Annotated in this window: 26 protein-coding genes; 14 read left to right on the plus strand and 12 right to left on the minus strand. The window is 71.9% G+C overall.

Features of this window, described 5'->3' with window-relative positions:
- Positions 1-3: 3 nt before the first annotated feature.
- Positions 4-1,230 carry an MFS transporter gene (locus tag BXA11_RS08630; protein WP_159454749.1) on the minus strand — a complete coding sequence of 409 codons (1,227 nt, stop codon included), beginning with the start codon at positions 1,228-1,230 and terminating at the stop codon, positions 4-6.
- Between the two features lie 232 nt (positions 1,231-1,462).
- On the opposite strand from BXA11_RS08630, the gene BXA11_RS08635 reads away from it, so the two are divergent.
- The 8 genes from BXA11_RS08635 to BXA11_RS08670 all read left to right on the plus strand — a co-directional run bounded on the left by BXA11_RS08635 (position 1,463) and on the right by BXA11_RS08670 (position 9,882).
- The gene (locus BXA11_RS08635; protein WP_076434011.1) at positions 1,463-1,777 is read left to right on the plus strand and encodes a YciI family protein; all 315 of its coding nucleotides are present in this window, start codon (positions 1,463-1,465) and stop codon (positions 1,775-1,777) included.
- The gene (locus BXA11_RS08640) at positions 1,774-3,018 is read left to right on the plus strand and encodes an RNA polymerase sigma factor (RefSeq protein WP_076434012.1); all 1,245 of its coding nucleotides are present in this window, start codon (positions 1,774-1,776) and stop codon (positions 3,016-3,018) included. The genes BXA11_RS08635 and BXA11_RS08640 overlap by 4 nt, the downstream gene beginning before the upstream one ends.
- Positions 3,019-3,236: 218 nt before the next feature.
- Complete coding sequence (locus BXA11_RS08645) at positions 3,237-3,683, plus strand: hypothetical protein (protein WP_204053743.1); 447 nt, start codon at positions 3,237-3,239, stop codon at positions 3,681-3,683.
- On the plus strand, positions 3,680-4,036 hold the full coding sequence (locus tag BXA11_RS08650) for a hypothetical protein (RefSeq protein ID WP_076434014.1): 357 nt from the start codon (positions 3,680-3,682) through the stop codon (positions 4,034-4,036). The genes BXA11_RS08645 and BXA11_RS08650 overlap by 4 nt, the downstream gene beginning before the upstream one ends.
- A 175-nt stretch (positions 4,037-4,211) precedes the next feature.
- The gene (locus tag BXA11_RS08655; protein ID WP_030507626.1) at positions 4,212-4,532 is read left to right on the plus strand and encodes a hypothetical protein; all 321 of its coding nucleotides are present in this window, start codon (positions 4,212-4,214) and stop codon (positions 4,530-4,532) included.
- A gap of 68 nt (positions 4,533-4,600) precedes the next feature.
- Positions 4,601-5,740 (plus strand): magnesium transporter, encoded by a 1,140-nt coding sequence (locus tag BXA11_RS08660; RefSeq protein ID WP_076434015.1) that lies wholly within the window; start codon positions 4,601-4,603, stop codon positions 5,738-5,740.
- A 158-nt stretch (positions 5,741-5,898) separates the two neighbouring features.
- Positions 5,899-9,297: a phosphodiester glycosidase family protein gene (locus BXA11_RS08665; RefSeq protein ID WP_159454750.1), complete on the plus strand. Its 3,399-nt coding sequence runs from the start codon at positions 5,899-5,901 to the stop codon at positions 9,295-9,297.
- Between the two features lie 210 nt (positions 9,298-9,507).
- On the plus strand, positions 9,508-9,882 hold the full coding sequence (locus tag BXA11_RS08670) for a DoxX family protein (RefSeq protein WP_076434063.1): 375 nt from the start codon (positions 9,508-9,510) through the stop codon (positions 9,880-9,882).
- On the opposite strand, the gene BXA11_RS08675 is transcribed toward BXA11_RS08670, so the two are convergent.
- The 4 genes from BXA11_RS08675 to BXA11_RS08690 form a co-directional block, all read right to left on the minus strand.
- Positions 9,879-10,652 carry a WecB/TagA/CpsF family glycosyltransferase gene (locus tag BXA11_RS08675; RefSeq protein ID WP_239105059.1) on the minus strand — a complete coding sequence of 258 codons (774 nt, stop codon included), beginning with the start codon at positions 10,650-10,652 and terminating at the stop codon, positions 9,879-9,881. The two genes, BXA11_RS08670 and BXA11_RS08675, sit on opposite strands and share 4 nt — an antisense overlap.
- Before the next feature lie 143 nt (positions 10,653-10,795).
- Positions 10,796-11,767: a glycosyltransferase family 2 protein gene (locus BXA11_RS08680; RefSeq protein WP_076434018.1), complete on the minus strand. Its 972-nt coding sequence runs from the start codon at positions 11,765-11,767 to the stop codon at positions 10,796-10,798.
- Positions 11,764-12,687 (minus strand): sulfotransferase family protein, encoded by a 924-nt coding sequence (locus BXA11_RS08685; RefSeq protein ID WP_239105058.1) that lies wholly within the window; start codon positions 12,685-12,687, stop codon positions 11,764-11,766. Before BXA11_RS08685 ends, BXA11_RS08680 begins: the two co-directional genes overlap by 4 nt.
- Before the next feature lie 175 nt (positions 12,688-12,862).
- Complete coding sequence (locus BXA11_RS08690) at positions 12,863-13,552, minus strand: helix-turn-helix transcriptional regulator (RefSeq protein ID WP_076434065.1); 690 nt, start codon at positions 13,550-13,552, stop codon at positions 12,863-12,865.
- Positions 13,553-13,679: 127 nt separating this feature from the next.
- Here BXA11_RS08690 and BXA11_RS08695 point away from each other — a divergent pair, with 127 nt between their 5' ends.
- The 4 genes from BXA11_RS08695 to BXA11_RS08710 are packed head-to-tail and all read left to right on the plus strand — an operon-like array spanning position 13,680 to position 16,512.
- Positions 13,680-14,213 carry a DUF2231 domain-containing protein gene (locus BXA11_RS08695; RefSeq protein WP_076434019.1) on the plus strand — a complete coding sequence of 178 codons (534 nt, stop codon included), beginning with the start codon at positions 13,680-13,682 and terminating at the stop codon, positions 14,211-14,213.
- Between the two features lie 34 nt (positions 14,214-14,247).
- Positions 14,248-14,676 (plus strand): hypothetical protein, encoded by a 429-nt coding sequence (locus BXA11_RS08700; protein ID WP_076434020.1) that lies wholly within the window; start codon positions 14,248-14,250, stop codon positions 14,674-14,676.
- 1 nt (position 14,677) lies between these two features.
- Positions 14,678-15,277, plus strand: a complete 600-nt coding sequence (gene folE, locus BXA11_RS08705; RefSeq protein WP_076434021.1) for a GTP cyclohydrolase I FolE — start codon at positions 14,678-14,680, stop codon at positions 15,275-15,277.
- 17 nt (positions 15,278-15,294) lie between these two features.
- Entirely contained in the window at positions 15,295-16,512 is a 1,218-nt protein-coding gene (locus BXA11_RS08710) for an NAD(P)/FAD-dependent oxidoreductase (RefSeq protein ID WP_076434022.1), read from the plus strand.
- A gap of 100 nt (positions 16,513-16,612) precedes the next feature.
- On the opposite strand, the gene cysN is transcribed toward BXA11_RS08710, so the two are convergent.
- Genes cysN through BXA11_RS08730 form a run of 4 tightly spaced genes read right to left on the minus strand, consistent with a single transcriptional unit; the run spans position 16,613 to position 21,002 of the window.
- Complete coding sequence (cysN, locus tag BXA11_RS08715; RefSeq protein ID WP_030507638.1) at positions 16,613-17,875, minus strand: sulfate adenylyltransferase subunit CysN; 1,263 nt, start codon at positions 17,873-17,875, stop codon at positions 16,613-16,615.
- Complete coding sequence (gene cysD / locus BXA11_RS08720) at positions 17,875-18,789, minus strand: sulfate adenylyltransferase subunit CysD (protein ID WP_076434023.1); 915 nt, start codon at positions 18,787-18,789, stop codon at positions 17,875-17,877. The genes cysN and cysD overlap by 1 nt, the downstream gene beginning before the upstream one ends.
- Positions 18,790-18,800: 11 nt before the next feature.
- Positions 18,801-19,574, minus strand: coding sequence for a 3'(2'),5'-bisphosphate nucleotidase CysQ (locus tag BXA11_RS08725; RefSeq protein WP_076434024.1), 774 nt, complete (start codon positions 19,572-19,574; stop codon positions 18,801-18,803).
- Positions 19,575-19,577: 3 nt separating this feature from the next.
- Positions 19,578-21,002, minus strand: coding sequence for a sugar transferase (locus BXA11_RS08730; protein WP_143734159.1), 1,425 nt, complete (start codon positions 21,000-21,002; stop codon positions 19,578-19,580).
- A 114-nt stretch (positions 21,003-21,116) separates the two neighbouring features.
- Here BXA11_RS08730 and BXA11_RS08735 point away from each other — a divergent pair, with 114 nt between their 5' ends.
- Positions 21,117-21,785 (plus strand): 3'-5' exonuclease, encoded by a 669-nt coding sequence (locus BXA11_RS08735; RefSeq protein ID WP_204053742.1) that lies wholly within the window; start codon positions 21,117-21,119, stop codon positions 21,783-21,785.
- On the opposite strand, the gene pth is transcribed toward BXA11_RS08735, so the two are convergent.
- Entirely contained in the window at positions 21,760-22,371 is a 612-nt protein-coding gene (pth, locus tag BXA11_RS08740; RefSeq protein ID WP_076434025.1) for an aminoacyl-tRNA hydrolase, read from the minus strand. The genes BXA11_RS08735 and pth overlap by 26 nt on opposite strands.
- A gap of 126 nt (positions 22,372-22,497) precedes the next feature.
- Positions 22,498-23,085: a 50S ribosomal protein L25/general stress protein Ctc gene (locus BXA11_RS08745; RefSeq protein WP_076434026.1), complete on the minus strand. Its 588-nt coding sequence runs from the start codon at positions 23,083-23,085 to the stop codon at positions 22,498-22,500.
- A 362-nt stretch (positions 23,086-23,447) separates the two neighbouring features.
- Between BXA11_RS08745 and trpS the strand changes: the two genes are divergently transcribed.
- Complete coding sequence (trpS, locus tag BXA11_RS08750; protein WP_076434027.1) at positions 23,448-24,527, plus strand: tryptophan--tRNA ligase; 1,080 nt, start codon at positions 23,448-23,450, stop codon at positions 24,525-24,527.
- A gap of 69 nt (positions 24,528-24,596) precedes the next feature.
- Here the strand turns inward: trpS and BXA11_RS08755 are convergent, their stop codons facing one another.
- On the minus strand, positions 24,597-25,574 hold the full coding sequence (locus BXA11_RS08755) for a ribose-phosphate diphosphokinase (protein ID WP_030507646.1): 978 nt from the start codon (positions 25,572-25,574) through the stop codon (positions 24,597-24,599).
- Positions 25,575-25,847: the final 273 nt, after the last annotated feature.

Raw genomic sequence — 25,847 nt, forward strand, 5'->3', positions numbered from 1 at the left:
CCGTCAGAGTGCCCCGTCCGGTACACCGGCCGGAACGACAGGTGGAGTCGATGACGGGGTGCGCGCCACCACCGGCGCTTTCCAGGCCACCGTCGCCAGCAGCGGCACCAGCAGCGCCAGCGTCCAGGCCAGCCCGAGCGCCTGTGCGACGCGGCCGACGAGCGCCGGAGCGAGCAGCATGGCGGAGTACGTCATGGTGGTGAGCCGGGCGACCGCGGCGGTCGCTCCCGTGCCGCCCTCCTCCGTGCCCGCGTGCCCGGCCGCGCTGAAGATCAGCGGCAGCGGTGTCGCCAGCCCGAGACCGGCGAGGGCGAACCCGGCGACCGCGAGGATCGGCGTGGGGGCCACGACCACCGCCGTCAGGCCGGCGGCCGCCAGCGCGGTGCCGCTTCGCACCAGGACGCGTGCCGGGTGCCGGGCGGACAACCGGTCGCCCACCAGCCGTCCGGCCGTCTGGCAGGCGGTGAAGGCGACGAGGCCCAGCGAGGCCACGCCCAGCGAGGCGCCGAGGTCCTCGTGCAGGAACACGCCGCTCCAGGTGATGACGGCCCCCTCGCAGGCCAGCACCGCCGCGCCCAGCGCGCCGAGGAGCAGGACGCGGCGTGTCCAGCCCGCCCGCCATCCTCGCCATCCTCGCCGTCCGGCGCCGTCGTCCGTACGCGTGGTCGAGGGCCCCGCGGAAGGCTCCTCGGCCGAGAGCCGCCCGCCCACCATCAGGACGACGGCCATCACGACCGCTCCTAGGATCAGGTAGTGCGTGGTGAGGGACATGCCCGCCTGCGCCGCGGCCCCACCGGTGAGCGACCCGGCCACGGAGCCGATGCTCCATGCCGCGTGACAGCCGTTCATGATGGGACGGTGCGCCGCCCGTTCGACCATCACCGCCTGCGCGTTCATCGCCGTGTCGAGCAGCCCGTTCGCGGCGCCGACGAGCAGCATGGCCGCGGCCAGGTGGACGGGCCCGCCGGCGAGGCCCACCCCGAGCAGGGCGAGGGGAAGCGCGACCGCGGCGATCCGCACGACCCACGCGCTGCCGATCCGCGCCGCGAGGCGCCCGGCGACCTGCGTGGCGGCGAGCGCCGCCACGCCGACCAGGGCGGTCAGGAGCCCGAGCAGCCCAGCCGTCAGTCCGTGATCCGTCTTCAGCGACGGCGTGCGGACCGCGAGCGAGGCGATCAGCGCGCCGTTCACGGCGAACACCGCCGTCACCGCCGCGCGTGCCCGTCGCACGGCTCTCACCTCCCGGCCCTCTCGTCGTCGCTCCTGGCCGGCTTCCCGAGCCACTTCGGACATGCGTCCCGCCTTCCCGTACGGCGCCTCCCGACGGGCGCCTCCCGGAAGGACGACGGCGCCGACGCGGATTTTCGACATCCGAGCGGGACCGGATGTCGATTTCGGAGACTCACCGCGTCGTAGAGGAGAGCGGCCGCGCGGGGCGGCCCGCGTCCGGAGGAGGAAGCCGATGAAATACCTGCTGTTGATCTGCGTCGAGGAGTCGGTCGAAGTCACCCCCGAGCAGGCCGACCCCGAGCCGTGGATCGAGGAGACGGAGCGCCGCGGAGTGCGCCTCGACGGCCATCGCCTGTGCCCGGTCAGCGACGCCACGACGGTGCGAGCCGGACTGGTGACTCAGGGGCCGTTCGCCGAGACCAAGGAGCAGATCGGCGGGTTCGACATCATCGAGTGCGCCGACCTGGACGAGGCCATCGAGATCGCCTCGAAGCATCCCGTGGCGTCGTTCGGCTCGATCGAGGTGAGGCCGTTCTGGCCGGAGTGAGCGGCGCCGACGTCACCCGGGTCGTCGAGGAGGCGTTCCGCGAGGAGTGGGGCCGCGTCGTCGCCACGCTCATCCGGCTGACCGGCGACTGGGACCTGGCAGAGGAGTGCGCCCAGGACGCCTTCGCCCAGGCACTCGCCCGCTGGCCCCGGGACGGCGTGCCGCGCCGCCCCGGGGCGTGGCTCACCACGGCGGCCCGCAACCGCGCGCTGGACCGGTTCCGCCGCGGCGCCACCGAGGCGGCACGGCTGCGCTCGATCGCGGCCACGCCGGCCGGTCCCGATCCGGAGCCGGTGGAGGAGGATCACGTGCCCGACGACCGGTTGCGCCTGATGTTCACCTGCTGTCACCCGGCCCTGCCGCTGGAGGCGCAGGTCGCCCTCACCCTCCGTACGCTCGCGGGGCTGACCACGGCCGAGATCGCCGCGGCCTTCATGGTGCCGGAGACGACCATGGCGCAGCGGCTGGTCAGGGCCAAGAAGAAGATCCGCAACGCCGGCATCCCCTACCGGGTGCCGCCCGCGCACCTACTGGCCGAGCGGACGGCGGGGGTGCTCGGCGTGCTGTACGTCCTGTTCACCGAGGGATACTCGGCCAGCGGCGGGCCGAGCCCCGCCCGGCCGGAGCTGACCGCCGAGGCCATCCGGCTGGCCCGGGTGCTCACCGGGCTGATGCCGGGCGAGCCCGAGGCGCAGGGGCTGCTCGCGCTGATGCTGCTGCAGGACTCACGGCGCGTGGCCCGGTTCGACGCGGCGGGCGACATCGTCACCTTGGAGTTCCAGGACCGCGCGCAGTGGGACCACGACGAGATCGACGAGGGGCTGCGGCTGCTGGACGACGCGCTGGCGTGCCGCCGCCCCGGGCCCTACCAGGTGCAGGCCGCCATCGCCGCCTGTCACGCCACCGCCCTCGACCCGGACGACACCGACTGGCCGCAGATCGCCGGTCTTTACGCGCAGCTCGCACGGCTGGCGCCGTCTCCGGTGGTCGAGTTGAACCGGGCGGTGGCCGTCGCGATGGCCGACGGCCCCCTCGCGGGTCTGCGGCTGGTCGACGAACTGCGGGCGGGCGGCGCGCTGGCCGGGCACCACCTGCTCGCCGCGACCCGTGCCGACCTGCTGCGCAGGCTGGGCCGTACGGCGGACGCGGCGCAGGCCTACGAGGAGGCCCTGGCGCTCGCGCCGACCGACGCGGAGCGCCGGTACCTCAGCCGCAGACGTGCCGAGACCGACGGGACCTGACAGGCCGTGCGGCCCCTGCCGACCGGGCGCCTACCCCCGGTCGCTGGGGACCGTGCCCCAGAGACGGCCCGGCCGTGCGGGCCGACGCCTGTCCGGCGGTCGAGCCGTAGGCGTCCAGGGCGAGCGACACGCTGTGGGCGCCGGTGTGGGTGGCGAGGAAACGGCTCCTTCACTTCGGAACGTGTTCCGAAGTACTATGAGGCATGACCATGCCCACTGTGCCGTTCTCCGACCTGTCGAAGCATTCGAAGCGCGTCGCCGAGACGGTCGAGCGTGTTCACCGCGTGCACATCAAGCGCCGCGACGGAGAGGACCTGTTCATCTCCACCGCCCGGCATGACCGGCAACGGGAGGAGACCACCGAAGTCGCCGCCCGCATGGTCGCGGCGCTCCTCGCCGACGACGAGGGCATCCGTGCCGTGCTGCACGCCCTTCCCGTCGTATTTCCCTGGGTGCGGCACCTGAACGACGATGAGAAGCAGCAGTTCGTGCGGGACCTTGTCGACGCCACTCACGACGCGATCGATCTGGACGTTCACGCCACGCTGCACCGGGTCGTCGTCGAATGGCGGGCCACGGCCCGGATCCTGGCCGATCCGGCACTGACCGAACAGCTCACGCGCGCACTGCCGGACGAGGACCACGGCGAGGTGTTCGCGCCATGAGCCCGAAGCGCGGCGACGCCGTGGCCCCGCCCGCCGTCGGCGACGAGTGGCATCTTCGGTTCGCCACCAGCGAGGCCGCCAAGGGCTGGAGCGACCTCTGCGCCGAGGCTGCCGGGAACACTCAGCGCTGTTTCGAGGCGTTACGCGCGGACCCGTTGTCACAGAAGGACCCGGACCGGCAACACCGGCTTCGTGGCCGCCTGGCCACCGGCTCGCTCGGCGGCCGTGAGCACACCCAGTGGGAGTACGAGGTCACCGCGGGTGGTCGCGTTCGCTACCTGGTCGACGAGTCCCGGCGCACCGTCCATCTCGTCTACGCCTCCACACGCCACCCCAGGGACACCGACGTCTGACGGCACCGTGCCCGACAGGTCAGGCGAACCGCCGGGCGGTGGCGCGCGGGAGCGATCGGCCGGCGGCGATCACAAGGCAGGCGCCGCAAGGTCCCGTCATCGTAAAGTGGAGGTGCCTCGTCGAGTTGCTCCAGAGACTGGGACGATCACCAATCGGTCCACCGGAAGGCGATTCATGTCGATGCCGCACCGAAACCGCATCTGGATCTGGGTGGGACGGCTGACTTTCGGCCTCATCGTCATCGGGATCGTGGCGTACTTCTCAGCGGCCGGGCTCGACAAGGCCGACAAACTCGCCAGCGTCCTCGGTTTCCTTCTGGCGCTTGCCGCTCTGGTCGTGCCACACCTGTTCTCCGTCTCTTCCGGCGATGGTGGACGAGGCTCGACGTCATCCGCGGGGAATGCCTCGCACGGTCAGATCGACGCGCGTCACGCTCAAGGCGTGCAGATCAACCAGTCCGGCGGCAACACGCAGCACAACAACTTCGCGTCGTGATGCGTGAGCAGCACGAGGGGAACATCGGCGGGACCGCGTCCGGAACGCCTCCGGAGGGCGGCCCCGGAGTGGACGCCCGTGACGCACGCGGCCTGCAGGTCAACCAGGGCTCGGGAAACTCGCAGGTCAACAACTTCGGGCAGCCGTCGCTAAAGGACGACCTTCGCAATCTGAACGTGCGCGATATCGAGAGCGCGTTCGACGAGTTCTGCAAGCGGGATCGCGGCAGACAGCTCTGGCTGTTGTCGGAATATCCGAGATCGGACGAGCTCCTCAACCTCATCTGCACGCGAGCCGGCTATGAGCAGTGCGCCGACCTCCTCTACGGCATGGCGGCCGATCGCCTGATGCAGCGGCTCGGACAACTCCAGCAGGAGCACAGGACCGAGGTTCTGAAACAGCTGGCCACGCGCTTGGCGGCGGACACCGAGGGAGCCCCCGCCCGCGTCAGGGAGTACGCCGCGGCCAGTCGCGGCCGGACCGCCCAGATGCTGGTCTACATGTCGCGACTGCACACCGGCCCTGAGCGAGGCCGCACCACGACCACCGTCAGGCTGCTTCCCGGCCCGGGCTTCATCCTGGAGCTGCGGGACGACGCCGCCACGATCCTCCTGAAGTCACTTCTGTTTCGATACGGGCCCGCGGCTCCGGATGGAGGAAGACAGCTCATCGCGAGCCCGACCCAAGAGGCCCCCCGGTTGCTCGAGCAGTTGGTGACGCTGGACGCGGAACGAGTGACCGCGATACTGATCCCGCTCGACGCCGCCATGATCGCGGCATGTCTCAGGCACATTCGGATGACGTTCGCCCGCCGGATACTGCACAAAGTGTCGGCCGACTACACGGACAGATACGAGGAGATACTCGAAAAGCTGCCTCGGCCGATGGCGGCGGCCCTGCTCGGGCAGATGTCGCCGACGGCGAGATCCAGGGCGGGAGCGCTCGACGGCTGGACGACGGGTTGGCTGTGGATCGATGCCTGCCTGACTCTGCTCACGTATGCGGCTCCGATTCTGACCCGGCTCGCGGACAGGGGCGGCAGGCGTCTTCCCGCTACGGAAGTCCGGCACGAAGTCCACGAGATCTGGCGAGCGGCGACCTCGCACGCCGTGAAGGACGGTGACTACTACCGCAAGCAGCGCAACCAGCTCGCCCTGTCGACAGTCGTACTCCTGCTGTCCCTGGTGGTCGCGATCGCGCTCCACTGAGCCCCGCACGGCCGTCTGTCGTTCTCACGCCACGGACGCGGCCGCCAGGCCGGGAAGATCCGTCGTTCATGGGGTGGTCATGGTGGCGTCATGCCGTGGACGGAAGATCGGTTTGGAGATTGTCTACCTTCAGGCCCGTTATTGCTTGGAGGTACAAAATGCGCAAATTTGCGCACATCGCCGTGGCGGTCGTCGCCGCGGGCACTGTGGCCGCCGGCGGGACGGCATGGGCCGAGGCGCCCCCCGGTGACAGGCCGGCCGAACCGCCCGGCTACCAGACCACCGTCCCCGGCGAGTCGGTCGAGGCGGCCCGCACCGACCGCGTGATCGCCCCCGGCATCACGCTGACCTCGTTCGACACCTTCGGCCGTACGGGCTGGACCCGCACGCACGTGCTCGACGCCGACCTGGCGGACGACCGGGTGGACGTGGGCATGGTCGGCGGCACGCTGACCGAGACCCGGGCGCTGTCGAAGTCGGCGGACGCCGCGGGAGCCGTGGCCGCGGTCAACGGGGACTACTACGACATCAACCAGACCAACGCGGTCATCGGTCCCGAGGTCAGGGACGGCCAGGTGCGCAAGGCGACCACCCAGCCCGCCACGGTCGCCTCGGTGGGCGAGGACAAGGTCGCCCGGCTCGCGAGCGCGCTGCTGGAGAGCACGGTGACCGTGGGCGGCACGGACCATCCGGTCGCCTCGCTCAACTCGGCGTCACTGCCCGCGAACGCCGTCTCGGTCTTCACCGATCAGTGGGGGCCGGGCCTGCGTACGCTGATCGGCCACGGCGCGCCCGTCACCGAGCTGGTGGTCTCCGGCGGCGTCGTCACGGCGGTCAACGACACGGTCACCACGACCGCCGTGCCCGCCGGAGGCCTGGTGGTCGTGGGCGTGGGGAGCGCGGCGGCCCCGCTCGCCGCCGCCAAGGCCGGCGACCCCGTGACACTCACCACCGGCCTGCGCACCGACTCCCCCGCGAAGCTGCGCACCGCGCTGGGCAGCGGAGAGGTCCTCGTGCGGGACGGCCAGGCCGTCGACTTCCCGCCCTCGACGGGCAACGACGCGCCGAAGCCGCGTACGGCGATCGGCTGGCGCGACGGCGGCAGGCGGCTCCTGCTCGTGACCGTCGACGGCTCGGCCAACTTCTCGGCCGGTCTGAGCTTCGACGAGACGGCCAAGCTCCTCGTACGGCTCGGCGCCGACGAGGCGTTCATGCTCGACGGCGGCGGCTCGTCCGATCTCGTCGCCCGCACGCCCGGAGACGCCGGGGTGAGCGTGGTCAACACCCCGTCGGACGGCGGCGAACGGCTCATCCCCAGCGGAGTCGGGCTGTTCGCCGCGAAGGGATCGGGAGCACTCAAGGGCATCGCGGTGCGGACGAGCGCGCCGCGCGTCTTCCCCGGGCTCACCCTCGGCGTCTCCGCCGCCGGGTACGACGAGTCGTACGCCCCGGTCGCCCTCGACGGCGACACGGCCGGCAAGGGCGACCCCGTCCGGTGGAACGCCGGGAAGCTCGGCACGGTGCGCGATGGTGTGCTGCACGCCGAGCGTTCCGGCGAGGGCGAGATCGAGGCCCGCTCGAAGCAGGTGCACGGCGCGGCGGACGTCCGCGTGCTCGATGCCCTGTCCACCGTCGCGTTCACCGAGACGAGCCTGACCCTGGACGCCGGCGGCTCGGCCGTCGTGGGGGTCACCGGCGCCGACGCCGACGGCTTCGACGCGCCGATCGCCGCCCGCGACGTCGACCTGGACTACGACACGGCCGTGGTGAAGGTGGAGCCCCGCGACGACGGGTCGTTCACGGTCACCGGGCTGGAGGCGGCCGACGGCCGCGGCGCCGTGATCACCGCGACCGTCCAGGGCAAGGTCGCACACCTGTCCGTCGCCGTCGGGTTGAAGCGCGGGTCGCTGGCCGAGTTCGACGGCGGCGAGCCCTGGGGCGTCTCGACCGCCAAGGCCACCGCGTCGGTGGCGGGCGTCGACGCCGCGGACCGTCCCGGCGCGGCGGCCGGCAACCAGGCCCTCGCGCTCACCTACGACTTCACCGGCACCTCCGGCACCTCGGCGGCGTACGCGGTGGCCAAGCCCGGGCCGATCACCCTGCCGACCGGCACCAGGCGGCTCGGCCTGTGGGTGTACGGCGACGGCCGCGGCCACTGGCTGCGGGCCACGCTGCGGTCGCAGGGCACGACGAACGTCCCCTTCACCTTCGCCACCGTCGTCGACTGGACCGGGTGGAAGTGGGTCGAGGGCACCCTGCCCACCGGTTTCACCGAGCCGATCACGCTGCTCAACGTCTACGTGGTCGAGACATCCAACCTTGCCAAGGACGCGGGACAGCTCAGGTTCGACGGGCTCACCGCGCTGGTCGGACAGGATCTCGCCACCGGCGACGCCCTGACCCCCGATCCGTTCGTCCTTGAGCAGGCCGACATCGACCGTTCGCGCTGGCGGTTCGCGATCATGTCCGATCTGCACGTGGGCGCGGCCGGGGGCACGACGTCGTTCGCGGCGCAGCAGGCGACCGCCGCGCTGAAGCAGGCCGTCGCCGCGAAGCCCGACTTCATCGTGATCAACGGCGACTTCGTCGATAACAACACGCCGGCCGACTTCGCACTCGCCCAGGAGATCCTCAAGGCCAACGTGCCGGCGGACCTGCCGGTCTACTGGACGCCGGGCAACCACGAGTCCGGGGCCACGGCGACGGGGACCCTGGACGCCTTCCTCGCCACCGGGCGGCCTGCCCACCAGGTGTTCGACCACAAGGGCACCCGCTTCGTCCTGCTCAACACCACGCTGGGCGGGCTGCGGGCGTCGGACTGGTCGCAGGTGCCGGAGCTGCGGCAGGACCTGGACGCGGCGGCGAAGGACATGGCCGTGAAGTCCCTCGCGGTCGTCTTCCACCACCCTCTCCGCGATCCCTCGGGTGCGGGCGCGTCGCAGTTCTCCGACCAGCGCGAGGCGGACCTCGTCGAGAAGTGGCTCGCCGGCTGGCGTGAGTCGTCGGGCAAGCCGGTCGCGTTGTTCACCGGCCACGCCCACACCGCCGCCGCCACCAGGTCCGACGGCGTGCTGGAGGTCACCACGCCGCCGGTGGGCAAGACGCCCTACAGCTCCCCCGACAAGGGCGGGTTCTTCGGGTGGGACCTCGTCGGCGTCGACCCCCGGCCCGGTCAGGTCGAGGCGGGCCGTCCCAGCCCGCAGACCCGCGACTGGGTCGCGGCGCGGACGAACCCGCTGATCGACGCGATCTCCCTGACGGCGCCCGGCACGCTCGCCCCGGGCGCCTCGGCGGAGGTCTCGGCGACGGGCGGCAACAGTGCCGCGAACCTGACCTTCCCCTTGGCGTATCCGGCCAGCGTGACGTGGAGCGGCGACCGCGCCCTCGCCATGGCCGAGTCGGCCGCGGACGCGGAGAAGGCGGCACGCCGCCACGACGTCGTCGCGGTCCTCGACCTGTCCACGCACACGCTCACCGGCGTACGGCCCGGCCAGGCCACCCTCACGGTCACGTCGGGCGGGCAGACCGCCTCGGCCACGATCACCGTGGCCAAGTAGGCCCGATAGGAACAGCCGAGCGGGCCGGCCCGGCGGCAGCAGTCCGGCACGCGGCCCGATGAGAGCGGCGGGCCGGTCTCCCTCACCTGGGGCGACCGGCCCGCCGTTCCCGCGTTCGCGGCCGCGGCAGGCGTGGCGGCGATCCGCGGCGACGGCCGCGGCGCGCTCATCCGCTACATTTCGCTCTGCTGCCGCAAGAACGGAATCTTGATGAACGTCGCCTTATGGGTCATCGCCGGCCTGCTCACCCTCGCCTTCCTCCTCGCCGGGGTGATGAAGCTCGCCCAGCCGAAGGACAGGCTGGCCGCGTCAGGCATGGCCTGGACCGAGGACTTCTCCGCGGGCGCGATCAAGGGCCTCGGCGCTCTCGAGGTGCTGATCGCCTTCGGGCTCGTCCTGCCCGCCGTCACGGGCGTCGTTCCGGTGCTGACGCCGCTCGCCGCGCTCGGCATCGCCCTGCTCATGGCCGGAGCGGTCGTCGTCCACGCCCGCCGCGCGGAATCCCCGGTGATCGTCGTCAACCTGGTGCTCCTGGTGCTGGCCGCCGTGGTCGCGTGGGGCCGCTTCGGCCCGTACGCCTTCTAGCTCCGGCTTCCCCACCTTTGCCTCGCGCGCCCGTAGACCCTGCGCAGCAGGGCTCCCGGCAGGAGGCGGAGGGCGAAGGGAAGGTCGTCGACCAGGTAGCGGCGGGCGAGCCGCTGGGGCTCGCTGATCAGGCGGAACAGCCATTCGAGCCCGTGGTCGCCCATCCAGCCCGGGGCCCGGCGCACCGATCCGGCGGCGAACGCGATGGCCGCGCCGCACCCCACGAACCAGGCGCCCGGCAGGTCGGCCCGCAACTGTGCGATGAGCCGGTCCTGCCGGGGGAACCCGAGACCCACGAAGACCAGGGACGGCCGCGCGGCGACGAGCCGCCCCCGCACCTCCGCCAGCGCCGCCGGGTCGGTCTCGAACCCGTACGGCGGAGCGTGGACGCCCGCCACGACCAGGCCCGGATACCGCCCGCGCAGCGCGTCCCGCGCCGCCTCGGCGACGCCGGGCGGTCCCCCGATCAGGTAGACGGGCAGGCCGCGGGCCGCGGCGGCCCCGGTCAGCGACCAGATCAGATCGGCGCCGGTCACCCGCTCCGGCAGCGGGCGCCCGAGCAGGCGGGACGCCCAGACCAGCGGCATGCCGTCGGCCACCGCGAGCTCGGCCGTGTCGATCAGCGCGCGCAGCGAGGGGTCACAGGCGGCGGCGCGGCAGATGTCCACGTTCGGCGTGACCACGTGGCCGCCCGTGCCGCACTCGATCGCGGCCGTCACCCGCGCGACCACTTGGGCCTCGGTGAGCCGGTCGAGCAACACGCCGCCCACGCGAACCCTGCCTGATCGTGCAGCGGCCGCCCCTGCTCCGGCCATCCCTGCTCCGGCCGCCGGGGCCGGGACCGCCTCCAGCCATGGCCGCACCGGCGTCGCCGGGCCCACCGCCGCCGTACGTGCCTGCACGGGCTCGGCCATCAGATGCCGTGGCCGCGACGGTGGAGGGCGTGCAGCACGGCGCGCGGGCTGACCAGCCCTCCGGCGACCGCCAGCGCCACCGCCGCCCTCGGCTCACCCGGCCGGGTGGAGAAGGCGCGCAGCGACCAGCGGGCGGCCTCGCGCCGCCGGCCGAGGGCCGCGTGGCAGAAGGCGAGCTGTCCGTAGACGCGGGCCGCGCCCCGCGGTTCCGCGGCCAGCCCGGGATGCCGGGCGAGCATCCACTCCAGCCCGGCGATGCGGTCGGCCCAGCGCCCCGCGTAGTGCGAGGAGCCCCAGCGCACCCGCACGAGCGGCCGGTCGACGTGGACGATCGGATGCCGCCACGCGGCCCGCAGCGCGAGGTCCCAGTCCTCGTTCTGGCCGGCCGGCGCGCTCTCGTCCACCCAGGTCCAGCCCCGGCGGAACAGAAACGTCGAGGAGTGCACCATCATCATGCGCGAGCGGGTGAGGTGCCGATGGGTCACGTGGCCGATGCCGGCCAGCCGCGGCACCCGGCGGTCGCCGTACTCGACCTCGACGGCGCAGCTCGCGAAGCCGGCGTCGGGCTCCTCCGCCAGCGCGGCGACCTGGGCGGCCAGCTTGCCGGGCAGCCAGAGGTCGTCGTCGTCGCAGAAGGCGACGAGATCCGTGCCGAGCACCGAGATCCCGGTGTTGCGCGCTCCCGGCAGGCCGGCGGCCCGCCGGTTGTCCAGCACCCGGACGCTCCTGTCCGCGCCACCCGCCTCCACGCCCGCCACGAGACCGGCCAGGGAACCGGCAGCGCAACCGGGCGCGGAACCGGAGACGCCGGACACCTGCCTGGTGACGACGGAGGCGGGGACGCCGTCGGCCACGACCACCACCTCGACTCGGCCGGCGTACTCCTGGGCGAGCACGCCGGTCAGCGCGGCCCGCAGCGGGCCGGGCCGGTCGCCCCGGGTGGGGATGACGACGCCGACGGCCGGCCTCATCGCCGAGGTCCCGGGCGATAGGCGAGGCGATAGCCGTAGAAGAGCAGGAGGGGAAGGGTGATCGCGGTGACCAGCCACCGCTGGGTCCGGGGAAGGGGCGCAGGACGGTGGCGTATCTCGATCGGTCCCACCGAGAAACGCATCGGGTTGCCGGAGACCGTGTGCGCGACGCCGAGCAGCGCTTCGCGGTCGTCCAGGAAGTCGAGTCCGCCGCTCGGCAGGCCGAGCCGCGTGGCCAGGCGTCCCAAAGTCGCGCGCGGATCGCGCACCAGGTCCTCGTGACGCACCCGGACGACGTCGACGCCCTTGCGGCGCAGCACCTCGAAGGCCAGGTTCTGGGCCAGCCAGTGGACGGCGGTGCGCACGGGCGTCCAGCGGGTCATCGGCCGCCCGTCCTCGGGTCTGCGCACCCTGCGCCGCCATGACGCGGCCACCGCCCGCGGATCGCGCACCACCTGCACGACCCGCATGTCCATGATGGCCGCCAGGCAGTACGCCAGGGAGGCGTGCTTGCTGGAGTCGACGACGACCCGAGCGTCGGCCACCTCCGCCGCCGCCGTGTAGATGCGGGAGTACGACCGGACGTATTCGGCCAGTTCGGCCTCGCGGGTCGCGAGCCCGAGCGCGAGGACGGGCACGCGGCGGGTCCGGTCCACGCGGGCCCGCAGGCCGGGCAGCCACCCCGCCTGGCTCTGCCGCCACTGCCCGAACGCGCGGGCACCCACCTTGGTCCAGAACGGGCACTGGGAGAACCGCTGCCCGCAGCCGCACGGCTCGTCCGCGCGTACGCCGCGGTCCCACAGGTGGACGACCTCGCCGAGCGGTGCCACGCCGGGCACCTCGCCGAGGAGGCGTTCGAGCAGAGTGCTACCGCTGCGTCCCAGGCCGCCCACGAAGATCACCGGCTGAGTGTCGGCCACGTGTCCTCCACGGATGGATGCGAAACGTGACGACCCTAGCGCGCAGGGTAATCGGGCGACCCCCAATCGCCAAAGGATCTACGCGCCCGCCTGCGGCGGCGGAAACGCGATAACCGGGGGCGGGTGGAACTGCGGGCGCCGCCGCACGGAAGCACGCGTCCGCCGGGAAAGCGCCTCAGGAGGAGCGCAGTTCCACACAGCACTCTCCCGGCCGCGGCACCAGGACGGCCTGCACTTTGGCGGCTTCCAGACCGGTGAGCATGCCGTCGAGGAAGGCGTGGTTGACCCCGCAGACCAGATCGGGGGCCCGCGCCGCCAGCGGATGGAACGGGCAGTTGCGCAGCCGCACACAGGTGGGGGACTCGCGGCCGGGCTCGAAGCCGTGCCGCGCGAGCAGGCCTTCGAGCAGGGTGAGGGCGCGCTCGGCGCCGAGCCGCCCGGGCTTGGTCCTGGCGCGCTCCGCGGCGCCGATCTCCTCGCCGCGCCGAGAGGCCACCCGGACCGCCGCCCGGCGGGCGCTCTCCCCTTCGCTCTCCGCGAGAACGGCGTCCATGAGGATGTCGGCCAGCACCTCGTGCCGGCGCTCGGGGATCGTGACGCGGATGTCGGTCTCGGTCGGTTCGTAGACCTTCGGGGTGCGGCCGACCTTGCGGATGCCGCCGACCGCCTCGTAGCGGGCGCGCAGCAGGCCGGCGTCGACCAGTTTGTCGAGATGGAAGGCGGCCAGCTTGCGGGAGATCCCGACCGAGGCGGCGGCCTCGTCCCGGGTCACCGGGCGACGCGCCCTGCGGATGTAGGCGTACATGCCCTGCCGCAGCGCGTCGTCAAGCGCGGCCACCGCACCGATCGCGCGATCCGTCGTCACCCTGCCACGATAACGCCCGCCTCCACGGTCGAAAACCAGCACCCCCTCGATGTACGCGTACACCTTGACCGTCAGACTGAATAAGACCAACATTCATTGGCGTAATACGTCATACGCGGAGGTCCGGATGACCGGTGAACTGCACGAGGCGAAACGACCGGTGAGCGCGGTGCTCGCCGGGCCGTACGGCCATCCGTTCCACCCCATGCTCGTCGCGGTGCCCATCGGTGCCTGGGTGGCGAGCATGGTCTTCGACCTGGCGTCCCGGTTCGCACCCGACCCGGGTTTTCTGGCCGAGGGCTCGAAGTGGCTGATCGCCATCGGCGTGCTCGGCGCGCTGGCCGCGGCGATGGCCGGGTTCCTCGACCTGTTCGCCATCCCGGCGGGCACTCCGGCGTTCCGCACGGGTCTGCTCCACATGGGGCTGAACCTCGTGATCACCGCCGCGTACGCCGCCGGTTTCCTGTGGCGTCAGACCGGCCCGGCGGCAGGCACGGCGGCAGGCACGGCGGCGGGCGAGGTCGCGCTCGGCCCGCTGCTGCTGTCGGCGGGCAGCCTGGCGCTGCTCGTCGTCTCCGGTTATCTCGGCGGCAAGCTCGCCTACCGCTACGGCGTACGGGTGGCCGACGAGGCCACCCAGGCCGGCGGTTTCCGGCGCTGACCCTCATCCCACCTGCACAGGAGGAGAAATCATCATGGGTATCGCGGCACTGGTCACATGGTTGCTCACCGCGGTGGGCGGCTTCGTGATGCTGGGCATCTGGATCGCCAGAGGCGGCCGGCGCACCAGCCGCTTCTCACCAGGCCTGATCTTCGGTCACTTCGCACTGGCCGCCGCGGGGCTGGTCGTGTGGATCGTGTTCCTGTTCGCCGGCGTCGCCGCTCTGGCATGGGTCGCCCTGGTCCTGCTGGTCCCGGTCGCCCTGCTGGGCTTCGCGATGTTCGCCCGGTGGATCCCCGCCTACCGCTCCCGTACGGCGGTCGCCGGCGGGCCCGGCGCCACCGGCACGGCGGGACCGCCCGAGCGGCATTTCCCGGTCGCGGTCGTGGCCGGGCACGGTCTGCTGGCGGTGGTCACCGTGGTCCTGGTGCTGCTGACCGCGCTCGGCGTGAACGGCGGCTGAGATGCGTCCCGGCACCACCCTGCGGATGATCGACGAGCCGCGCGACGGCGTGGACCTGGCCGCCGCCGAGCGGGCGGCCCGCGAGTTCCTGGAGGCGCTGGGCGTCTCGGCCGATTCCGAGAGCCTGCGGGAGACTCCGGCGCGGATGGCTCGGGCGTACGCCGAGCTGTTCACGCCCCGCCCGTTCGACCTGACCACCTTCCCCAACGAGGAGGGCTACGACGAGCTCGTGCTGGCCCGGTCGATCCCGGTCCGCTCGGTCTGCGAGCATCACCTGCTGCCCTTCGCCGGAGTCGCCCATGTCGGTTACCTTCCCGGCGACCGTATCCTCGGGCTGTCCAAGCTGGCCCGCGTCGTCGAGCACTTCGCCCGCCGCCCGCAGGTGCAGGAGCGGCTCACCAAACAGGTGGCCGACTGGCTCGCCGACCGGTTGCGGCCCGCGGGGGTCGGCGTCGTGATCGAGGCCGAGCACACCTGCATGACGCTGCGGGGAGTGCGGGCCGTCGGCTCGACCACGGTCACCTCGACGCTGCTGGGCATCCTTAGAGAGGACGCCCGATCCCGTCAGGAGTTCTTCGCCCTCACCGGCACCCGACCCTGAGCAAGGAGACCATCGCCGTGACACCACAGAGGTTCGTGATCGTCGGAGCCGGTCTGGCCGGTGCGAAAGCCGCCGAGGCCCTGCGCGAGCAGGGATTCGACGGGCGGATCACGCTGATCGGCGCCGAACCGCACCGCCCCTACGAGCGGCCCCCGCTGTCCAAGGGCTACCTGATGGGCACGACCGACCGGTCCGCCGTCTTCGTCCACCCGGAAGGCTGGTACGCCGACCACGACGTCGAGCTGCGACTCGGGACGGCCGCGAGCGGCCTCGACCGCGGCGCGCACCGCGTCGAGCTGACCGACGGCGGTGCGATCGAGTACGACAAACTGCTGCTGGCCACCGGGGCCCGCCCGCGAACGCCGCCGATCCCCGGCGCGGACGCGCCCCACGTGCGCTACCTGCGCCGGATCGAGGACTGCGAGTCGCTCAAGGACGTCCTGGGGAGCGTGTCCCGGCTGGCGGTGATCGGGGCCGGCTGGATCGGACTGGAGGTCACCGCGGCGGCCCGGCAGGCCGGCGTCGCGGTCACGGTGCTGGAGGCGGCGCCGCTGCCCCTGCTGCGCGTGCTCGGGCCCGAGGTCGCCCGGGTCTTCGCCGGCCTGCACCGCGACCACGGCGTCGATCTCCGGCTCGGGGTCACCGTCAGCGAGATCACGCCCTCGGGCGTACGCCTGGGCGACGGCGACGAGATCGCCGCCGACGCCGTCGTCGTCGGCGTCGGCGCCGAGCCCGAGGTGGGGCTCGCCGTGCGCGCCGGGCTGACCGTGGACAACGGCGTCGTGGTGGACGCGGCCCTGCGAACCGACGACCCGGACATCGTCGCCGCCGGGGACGTCGCCAATGCCCACCACCCGCTGCTGGGCACGCACGTACGGGTCGAACACTGGGCCAACGCGCTCAAACAGCCCAAGGTCGCCGCCGCCACCATGCTGGGCCGGGAGGCGGCCTACGAGGAGCTGCCCTACTTCTACACCGACCAGTACGACCTCGGCATGGAGTACGTCGGCCACGCCGAGCCCGGCGGCTACGACCAGGTCGTCTTCCGGGGCGACGTCGCGGCGCGGGAGTTCATCGCCTTCTGGCTCAGCGGCGATCGCGTCCTGGCCGGCATGAACGTCAACGTCTGGGACGTCGTCGAGCCGATCAAGACGTTGATCCGCACCGGAACACCCGTCACTCCCCAGGCACTGGCCGACCCCGGCCGGCCCCTGGAGAAGCTCGCCGCCCCGTAGGTTCCGCCGGCGGTCTCCCCGGGGGCCTGAGGGCGGGCACTCGGATCACTGTCCCGTGCCCGTCCCCGCAGGTCCTTTCCGGGCTCTCGGCGAGCGCCGGTCAGCGCGCGTCGACGATCATCCCCGCGCCGACGGTGCCGTTGGTGGCCTCGTCGATCAGGATGAACCCGCCGGTGAGGCGGTTGCGGGCGTAGTCGTCCACGAACAACGGCTGGGTCGTCCGCAGCGACACCCGGCCGATCTCGTTCAGGCCGAGAGCGGCGGCCGACTCGTCCCGGTGCAGGGTGTTGACGTCGAGCCGGTAGTGCAGGTCCCGCACGAGGGCCCGGGCCGTACGGGTGGTGTGCTTGATGATCAGCTTGGAGCGCGGCTGGAGCTTCAGGCCGTCGGCCATCCAGCAGATCATCGCGTCGATCTCCTGGGCGGCCTCCGGCTGGTTGTTCGGCCGGCAGATCATGTCGCCCCGGGAGATGTCGATGTCGTCGGCCAGCCGCAGCGTGACCGACATCGGCGCGAACGCCTCCTCCACCGGGCCCTCGAAGGTGTCGATCCCGGTGATCGTCGTGGTCAGGCCGGACGGCAGGTGCAGCACCTCGTCACCCGGCTTGAGCACGCCGCCCGCGACCTGCCCGGCGTATCCCCGGTAGTCGTGCAGCTCCTGGCTGGTCGCGCTGTGCGGGCGGATGACGTACTGCACGGGGAAACGCACGTCGACCAGGTTGCGGTCGGAGGCGATGTGCACGTTCTCCAGGTGGTGCAGCAGCGAGGATCCCTCATACCAGGGCATGTTCTCCGAGCGGGAGACCACGTTGTCGCCGTGCAGCGCCGAGATCGGGATGAACGTGAGGTCGCTCGCGTTCAGCTTGCTGGCGAACGCGGTGAACTCCTCGCGGATCTCCTCGAACCGGGCCTCGGAGTAGTCGACGAGGTCCATCTTGTTGACCGCCAGCACCAGGTGCGGCACCCGCAGCAGCGTGGTCAGGAAGGCGTGCCGCCGCGACTGCTCCAGCACGCCCTTCCGCGCGTCGATCAGGATGATCGCGAGGTCGGCCGTGGAGGCGCCGGTGACCATGTTCCGGGTGTACTGGATGTGCCCGGGGGTGTCGGCGATGATGAACTTCCGCTTGGGCGTGGCGAAGTAGCGGTAGGCCACGTCGATCGTGATGCCCTGCTCGCGCTCGGCCCGCAGTCCGTCGGTGAGCAGCGACAGGTCGGTGTACTCCGTGCCCCGATCGCGGGAGGTGCGCTCGACCGCTTCGAGCTGGTCCTCGAAGATCGCCTTGGAGTCGAACAGCAGCCGCCCGATCAGCGTCGACTTGCCGTCGTCGACGCTGCCCGCCGTCGCGAAACGAAGGATGTCCATCAGAAGTAGCCTTCCTTCTTGCGATCTTCCATGGCGGCCTCGGAGGCCCGGTCGTCGGCGCGGGTCGCGCCGCGCTCGGTGATCCGGGTGGCGGAGATCTCGTCGATGATCTGGTCGATCGTGGTGGCGGTCGAGGCGACCGCGCCGGTGCAGGTCATGTCGCCGACCGTGCGGTAGCGGACGACGGCCTCGAACGGGGGCTCGTCCTCGCCCCGCTGGACCACCTCGGAGTCGGACAGCAGCATGCCGTCACGCTCGAAGACCGCCCGGGTGTGGGAGAAGTAGATCGACGGGATCTCGATGCCCTCGCGCCGGATGTAGTGCCACACGTCCAGCTCGGTCCAGTTGGACAGCGGGAACACGCGGATGTGCTCGCCTCTGCTGATCTTCGTGTTGTAGAGGTTCCACAGCTCGGGGCGCTGGTTCTTCGGATCCCACTGGCCGAACTCGTCGCGGAAGGAGAACACCCGCTCCTTCGCCCGGGCCTTCTCCTCGTCGCGCCTGGCTCCGCCGAACACCGCGTCGAACTCGTGCTCCTCGATCGCGTCCAGCAGCGTCGTGGTCTGCAGCCGGTTGCGGGAGGCCCGCCGCCCGGTCTGCTCGACCACCCGCCCGGCGTCGATCGACGCCTGGACCGACGCGACCACCAGGCGCGCGCCCAGCTCGGCGACGCGCCGGTCGCGGAACTCGATGACCTCCGGGAAGTTGTGCCCGGTGTCGACGTGCATCAGGGGGAAGGGGATCGGCGCGGGCCAGAAGGCCTTCTCGGCGACCCGCAGCATGACGATGGAGTCCTTGCCGCCGGAGAAGAGCAGACAGGGGCGCTCGAACTCGGCCGCGACCTCACGCATGATGTGGATCGCCTCGGCCTCGAGCACGTCGAGCTGTGACGTGGTGTAGTCACGCTGAAGCATAGGGACTTCCTTCACGGAGTCTGGCGATGCAGGTCACGGATTCCGGCGAGCAACGTTGGCGCCAGATCCGGTAGGGAGACCAGGATATCCGGCAACCACGGGTCCCCCTGGTTATAGGTCAGCGGTGAGCCGTCGATCCTGCTCGCGTGTGCCCCCGCCGCGACCGCCACCGCGACCGGCGCGGCCGAGTCCCACTCGTACTGCCCCCCGGCGTGCACGTACGCCTCGACCTCTCCGGTGAGGACGGCGGCGATCTTGGCGCCGGCCGAGCCGATGGGGACGAGTTCCCCGCCGAGACGGGCGGCCAGCTCGCGGACGAACTCGGGCGGCCGGGTGCGGCTGACCGCGATGCGGAACGGCTCGCGCACCTTCTCCGGCAGCTCGGGCGGCGACGCCGTCGTGAGCGTACGGCTTTGGGCGGGCAGGGCGACCGCTCCGGCCGTGAGGGCGCCGCGCTGCCACAGCGCCACATGGACAGCCCAGTCGGCGCGGCCCTGCTCGGAGAACTCACGGGTGCCGTCGAGAGGATCGACGATCCAGACGCGCTCGGCCGACAGCCGCCGGGGGTCCATCCGTTCCTCGCGGGTCGCCTCCTCCGACAGCACGGCGTCGTCCGGCCGCAGCCGCCTCAGCGCGTCCATGAGGAACTCGTGGGACGCGCGGTCTCCGGCGTCCTTCAGCGCCCGGCCGTCCTCGAACCCGAGGCGGGCGCGCAGCTCGAGGAGCCGCTCCCCCGCCTCCGTCGCCAGCTCGCCGGCGAGGGTGTCGTCGTCCCGTATCGTCATTTCTCAGTACGCTCCCGCCCCGCGTGCGACCGCAGACCACGTCTTCCATAGGATCTGCAGATCCAGCATGAGAGACCAGTTCTCGACATAACGCAGGTCCAACCGTACCGATTCCTCCCAGGAGAGGTCGGACCGGCCGTTGACCTGCCACAGCCCGGTCAACCCGGGCCGGACCACGAGCCTGCGGCGTACGTCGTCGCCGTACCGCGCGACCTCCTCGGGCAGCGGCGGCCGCGGCCCGACGAGCGACATGTCGCCCCGCAGGACGTTGATGAGCTGCGGCAGTTCGTCGACGGAGTAACGCCGCAGCGCGGCGCCGAGCGGGGTCACCCTCGGGTCCCTCCGCACCTTGAACAGCACGCCGTCGGCGTCGCTGACCAGCTCGACCTTGCGGGCCTCCGCGTCCCGCCGCATCGTGCGGAACTTCAGGATCGTGAACTCCGCGCCGTCCCTGCCGACCCGCCGCTGGCGGAACAGGGCGGGCCCCGGGCTGGTCACCCGCACCGCCACGGCCACGGCGCCCAGCAGCGGGGCGAGCACGATCAGCGCCGCGGCGGCGACCAGCCGGTCGAACACGCCCTTGACCAGCCGGCGCCCTCCCGCCAGCTCGGGATGCTCCACGTGCAGCAGCGGGAGCCCGGCGACGGGGCGGATCGCGATCCGCGGGCCGGCCACCTCCATCAGCGCGGGCGCCACCACGAGGTCGGTGCGCGTCCGCTCCAGTCGCCAGGCCAGCCTGCGCAGCGCCGTGCCGTCCAGCTCCGGGCAGGCCAGCACCGCCACCGTGTCCGCCCGGACCTGTTCCACCACCAGCGGAACGTCGGTGAAGTCGCCCAGCACCGGCACGTCCGCGATCCGTCCGGCGGCGCCGGTCGGGACGCAGGCGGCCACCACCTCCATCCCGTGGTAGCGCTCCCTGCGGAAGGTGCCCACCAGCTCGGCGATCGCCGCGCGGTGGCCCACCGCCACGACCCTGCGCATGCACCCCTCGCCCCTGGCGCGCCTGCGGTGCAGCCGCTGCCGCAGGCCGTACCTCGCCGCGAGGGTGAGCACGGTGGTGAGCGGCAGCGCGATCAGCACGTAGCCCCGGGCGATCTCGGTCTTCGACGCGTACGCCGCGATCGCGACCCCCGCGATCAGCGTGAAGCCGGCCCGCGCGACCCGGCGGAACTCCTCGGCTCCCACGCCGATCAGGCGCGGCTCGTACGCCCGGCTCAGGACCAGGATCACCGCCCAGCCGGCGGGCAGCACGCCGCTCGCCATGACATAGGGCACCACGTACGGAGTAACCTCGCCGAACCGGATCACCACGGCGGTGACCCCAGCGAGAAGGGCGCCCACGATGTCGCAGACGGCCGCGGCGAGCCGATATCGGACGGCCCACGCGGGCGGCCTCGGCATCGGATGGGCCGGCGAGTCCCGGGACATGCCGACGGCGAGCGCGGCCGTATCGCCGTCCAGCACTGTCGCCCCCCGCAATCCTGCCACTACCGACGGTGATGGAATGCTAGCGGCCTCACCCCGGCGTCTCAGGGAGATTGGTTGAAAGCCGAAACGTACATATCGGTCGATGTCGAGGCGGACGGCCCCATTCCAGGGCCGTACTCGATGGTCAGCTTCGGCATGACCGTGGCAGGCCGGATGACCGGGCGGCGGTTCGAGCGGACCGACCCGGAGTCTCGGACGTTCTACGCCGAGTTACGGCCGATCAGCGACGACCACGTGCCGGAGGCGCTGGCGGTGAGCGGCCTCGACCGGGCGACGCTGCTGCGGGAGGGACGCGACCCGGCCGAGGCGATGACCGAGGCGGCGGCCTGGGTACGCGAGGTGTGCGGCGACGACCTGCCGGTGCTCGCGGCCTTCCCGCTGTCGTACGACTGGATGTGGATGTACTGGTACTTCCTCCGCTTCACCGGGGAGTCGCCCTTCGGCCACTCCCGGTGCATCGACATCAAGACGCTGTACGCCGCCAAGGCCGTGGTGCCGGTGGCCTGGGCGACCAAGCGCCAGATGCCGCGCGAGGTGCGGTCGCGGCGCCCCCACACCCACAACGCGCTCGACGACGCCATCGAGCAGGCGGAGCTGCTGCAGAACCTCATGGAGTGGCCGGGCTCGGCGCACCGTGAGGCCGGCGATGCCGGCGGGGCGGTCGCGCCCGATCCCAGCGGGGCGGCTTCGCCGGATCTCAGCGGGGCGGCTTCGCCGGATTGAGGTCGGCGGCGTGGAAGCGGTTCTGCGTCGTCTCGAGACCAGCGGTCATCAGCGACTCCACCATGTCGGCCGCCCGGTCCACGAGGAACGGCAGGTCCTTGCGCTCGGCCGTGGCGAAGTCGCGCAGCACGAACGTCGCCGGGTCCATGCGGCCGGGCGGGCGGCCGATGCCGAACCTGATCCGGGGGTAGTCGCGCGTGCCGAGCGACTTCGTGATCGACTTCAGGCCGTTGTGGCCGTTGTCCCCGCCGCCGATCTTCGCGCGCAGCGCGCCGTACGGGATGTCCAGCTCGTCGTGGATCACGATCACCCGGTCGGGGGTGACCTTGTAGAAGTCGGCCAGCGCCTTGACCGGGCCGCCCGACAGGTTCATGAACGACAGCGGCTTGGCGAGCACGACAGGGAGCGCGGCCAGACGGCCCTCGACCACCTCGGCCCGCGACCTGTGCGCCTTGAACCGGCCGCCCACCCGGGCCGCCAGCTCGTCGAGCACCATGAAGCCCGCGTTGTGCCGGTTTCCGGCGTACTCCGGCCCGGGGTTGCCCAGGCCTGCCACCAGCCACCGCTGCGCGGACGTGTCGGACATCGCTGTCTCCTCCGCTGTCTTTCCCGTCGCCTGCTCCGCCGCCGACCCGCCGACGACTCCGCCGACGGCTCACATGGAAGAGTCCTCCACAGGCATTCTGTGGAGGACTCTCTCACGAACGGGGTCCTACTCGGCGGCGGCCTCACCCTCGGCGGCCTCGCCCTCGGGCAGCTCGGCGACGGGGGCGCCGATCACCTGCAGCACCAGGGCCTCGGGGTCGCCCGCCAGCGTGGTGCCGGCCGGCAGGTTCAGGTCGCTCGCGTGCACCGTGAAGCCGGCGTCCTTGCCGTCCACGTCGACCTCGACGCCGGTCGGGATGTGGGTCGCCTCGGTCTCGACCGAGATCGTGACGAGCTGCTGCTCGACGATGGCGCTGCCGATCGGGTCGCCGGTGACGGTGACCGGGATCTCGACGGTGACCGTCTCGCCGCGCTTGACCAGCAGCAGGTCGACGTGCTCCAGGAAGCCCTTGATCGGGTCACGCTGGACGCCCTTGGGCAGCGCGATCTCGTCCACGCCCTCGCCCTGCAGGCGGATGAGCACGTTCGGCGTGCGCAGCGCGAGCAGCAGTTCGTGGCCGGGGAGGGTCAGGTGCTTGGTGTCGGTGCCGTGGCCGTAGAGGACGGCGGGGACCTTGTTCGCCCGGCGGATCTTGCGGGCGGCGCCCTTGCCGAACTCGTTGCGAAGCTCGGCGGCGATGCGTACTTCGGACACGGCACATCTCCTAGGGATGACTCGATCGGATTGGCGCGCTCCCCCTCACCCGCCCTAGCGGAAGGCGTTACGAGCGCAACCCCACCACCCTACCGTGTGTCGTGCCGGAGCCACGCCGTCAGTGTCGTGCCGGAGGCGCGCAATGAACACTCCCCGCGTCGCGGCGGGGGCTCCCCCGGTTCGCTGCCGGCCGTTACACTGGCCGCGTGATTCGTACGTTGTGTCAGGGCTGGTGGCGCTCCACGTAGGAGCGGCCATCTCACACGCGTACGACCGGGCCGTTCGGATGGACGGCCCTTTTTCGTGCTCCCTGGACGAGGGGTCGCCGTCGGGACGGCGGACCACCTGCCAAGGGAGAAACCATGACCACGATTCTCGACGCCGTTCCGGACGACGACGAGCTCGGCGTGCCGGCCGCCCGGCTCCGCAGCGCCGAGCTGGAGAGACAGATCCATGAGCGGCCAGGACGGTTCCGCGCGCTGACCGGGGACCGCCCGACCGGCCGGCTGCACCTGGGGCACTACTTCGGCACCCTGCACAACCGCGTCCGCCTCCAGAACCTGGGCGTGGACATGATGGTGCTCGTCGCGGACTACCAGGTCCTGACCGACCGCGACGTCGCCGACCGGCTGGCCGAGCACGTGGAGGACCTGGTGCTCGACTACCTGGCCGTGGGCGTCGACCCGGACCGGGCCACGGTTTTCACGCACAGTGCGGTCCCCGCGCTGAACCAGCTGCTGCTGCCGTTCCTCAGCCTGGTCTCCGTCGCGGAGCTGGGGCGCAACCCCACGGTCAAGGACGAGATCGCCCATTCGACCCAGTCGGCGGTGAGCGGGCTGATGTTCACCTATCCGGTCCACCAGGCCGCCGACATCCTGTTCTGCAAGGCCGGCCTCGTGCCGGTCGGCCAGGACCAGCTGCCTCACCTGGAGGTCGCCCGCACCGTCGCGCGCCGCTTCAACAGCCGCTACGGTCCGGTGTTCCCCGAGCCGGAGGCGCTGCTGTCCGCGGCCCCGCTGCTGCTCGGCACCGACGGAGGCAAGATGAGCAAGAGCCGGGGCAATGCCATCGCCCTCGCCGCGACCGCCGACGAGACCGCGCGGATGATCCGCGGCGCCAAGACCGACGCGGACCGCCACGTCACGTACGACCCGGTGGCCCGGCCCGAGGTCTCCAGCCTCGTCCTCCTGGCCGCGCTGTGCCTGGACCGCGACCCGCACGAGGTGGCCGGAGAGATCGGCGGCCGGGGAGCGGCCGCGCTGAAGGCCGTCGTCACCGACGCGGTCAACGACTACTTCGCGCCCATCCGGGCGCGGCGCGCCGAGCTGGCCCTGGATCGGGCCCACATCCGCCGGGTGCTTCGCGACGGCAACGAGTGGGCCAACGCCATCGCCGACGACACCCTCAAGGAGGTGCGGGAGGCGATGAAGGCGCTCTACTGAAGAGAAGATCCTCTGCTGAAGGGTGCGGGCCCCGGCCCGGCCGGCCGACCGGGCCGGGGCCCGCACCGCTCAGCTGTCGCCTTCGAAGAGGCTGGTGACCGAGCCGTCGGTGAAGACCTGCTCGATGGCCCGGGCGATCAGCGGGGCGATGGACAGGACCGTGAGGCTGTCGAACCTCTTCTCCTCCGGGATGGGCAGCGTGTTGGTCACGACCACCTCGGAGATGCGGGAGTTCTTGAGCCGGTCCACGGCCGGGTCGGAGAAGATGGCGTGCGTGGCGGCCACGATGACGTCGGTCGCGCCGTGCTCGTACAGCGCGTCGGCCGCCTTGCAGATCGAACCGCCCGTGTCGATCATGTCGTCGATCAGCACGCAGGTCCTGCCGCGCACCTTGCCGACCACCTCGTGCACCTTCACCTGGTTGGCCACGTCGAGGTCGCGCCGCTTGTGGATGAACGCCACCGGCGTGCCCAGGGTGTCGGACCAGCGCTCGGCCAGCCGTACGCGGCCGGTGTCGGGAGAGACGATCGTGGTGGTCGCCGGGTCGAGCTTGCCGCGCAGATAGTTGATCAGAACCGGCAGGGCGAACAGGTGGTCCACCGGACCGTCGAAGAAGCCCTGGATCTGCGAGGTGTGCAGGTCGATGGACATCATGCGGTCGGCGCCGGCCTGCTTGAACAGGTCGGCCATCAGCCTGGCGGTGATCGGCTCGCGGCCGCGGCCCTTCTTGTCCTGCCGGCTGTAGCCGTAGAACGGCATGATCACGGTGACCCGTTTGGCGGAGGCCCGCTTGAGCGCGTCCACCATGATCAACTGCTCCATGATCCACTGGTTGATCGGCGCGGTGTGGCTCTGCATGACGAAGGCGTCGCAGCCGCGCACGGACTCCAGGTAGCGCACGTAGATCTCGCCGTTGGCGAAGTCACGCAGCGCCGTCGGCGTGATCTCGACGCCGAGGGCGTTCGCGACCTCGTCGGCCAGCTCGGGGTGGGACCTGCCGGAGAAGAACATCAGGTTCCGCTCACCGGTCGTCTTCTTGCCGCTCATGCCGCGCTCCTCGCGTGTCGAGCCTGTTCGCCGTACCGGGCATGGTGCTGGGGCCGAGCCGGCCGTAACGCCGTCCCCCCGCCTCGCCCGGGGCCCTCGAACCCCTTCACCCGGTCGATGTGGTCGGTCACGGTGTCCTCCTGGCCTGGCCCTTCGGCGCTACGCGGTCAGACCGCGCCTCGTACTCTTTCCTGTCCCCGTACGGCCCGCGGGGAAGCGGGCCGCAGGTGGTCCTGATCGCCGGCCCTGGTCACCGGCACTGGTTACCGGCAC

This window comes from Microbispora rosea, from assembly GCF_900156315.1.
Lineage (GTDB): Bacteria > Actinomycetota > Actinomycetes > Streptosporangiales > Streptosporangiaceae > Microbispora > Microbispora rosea.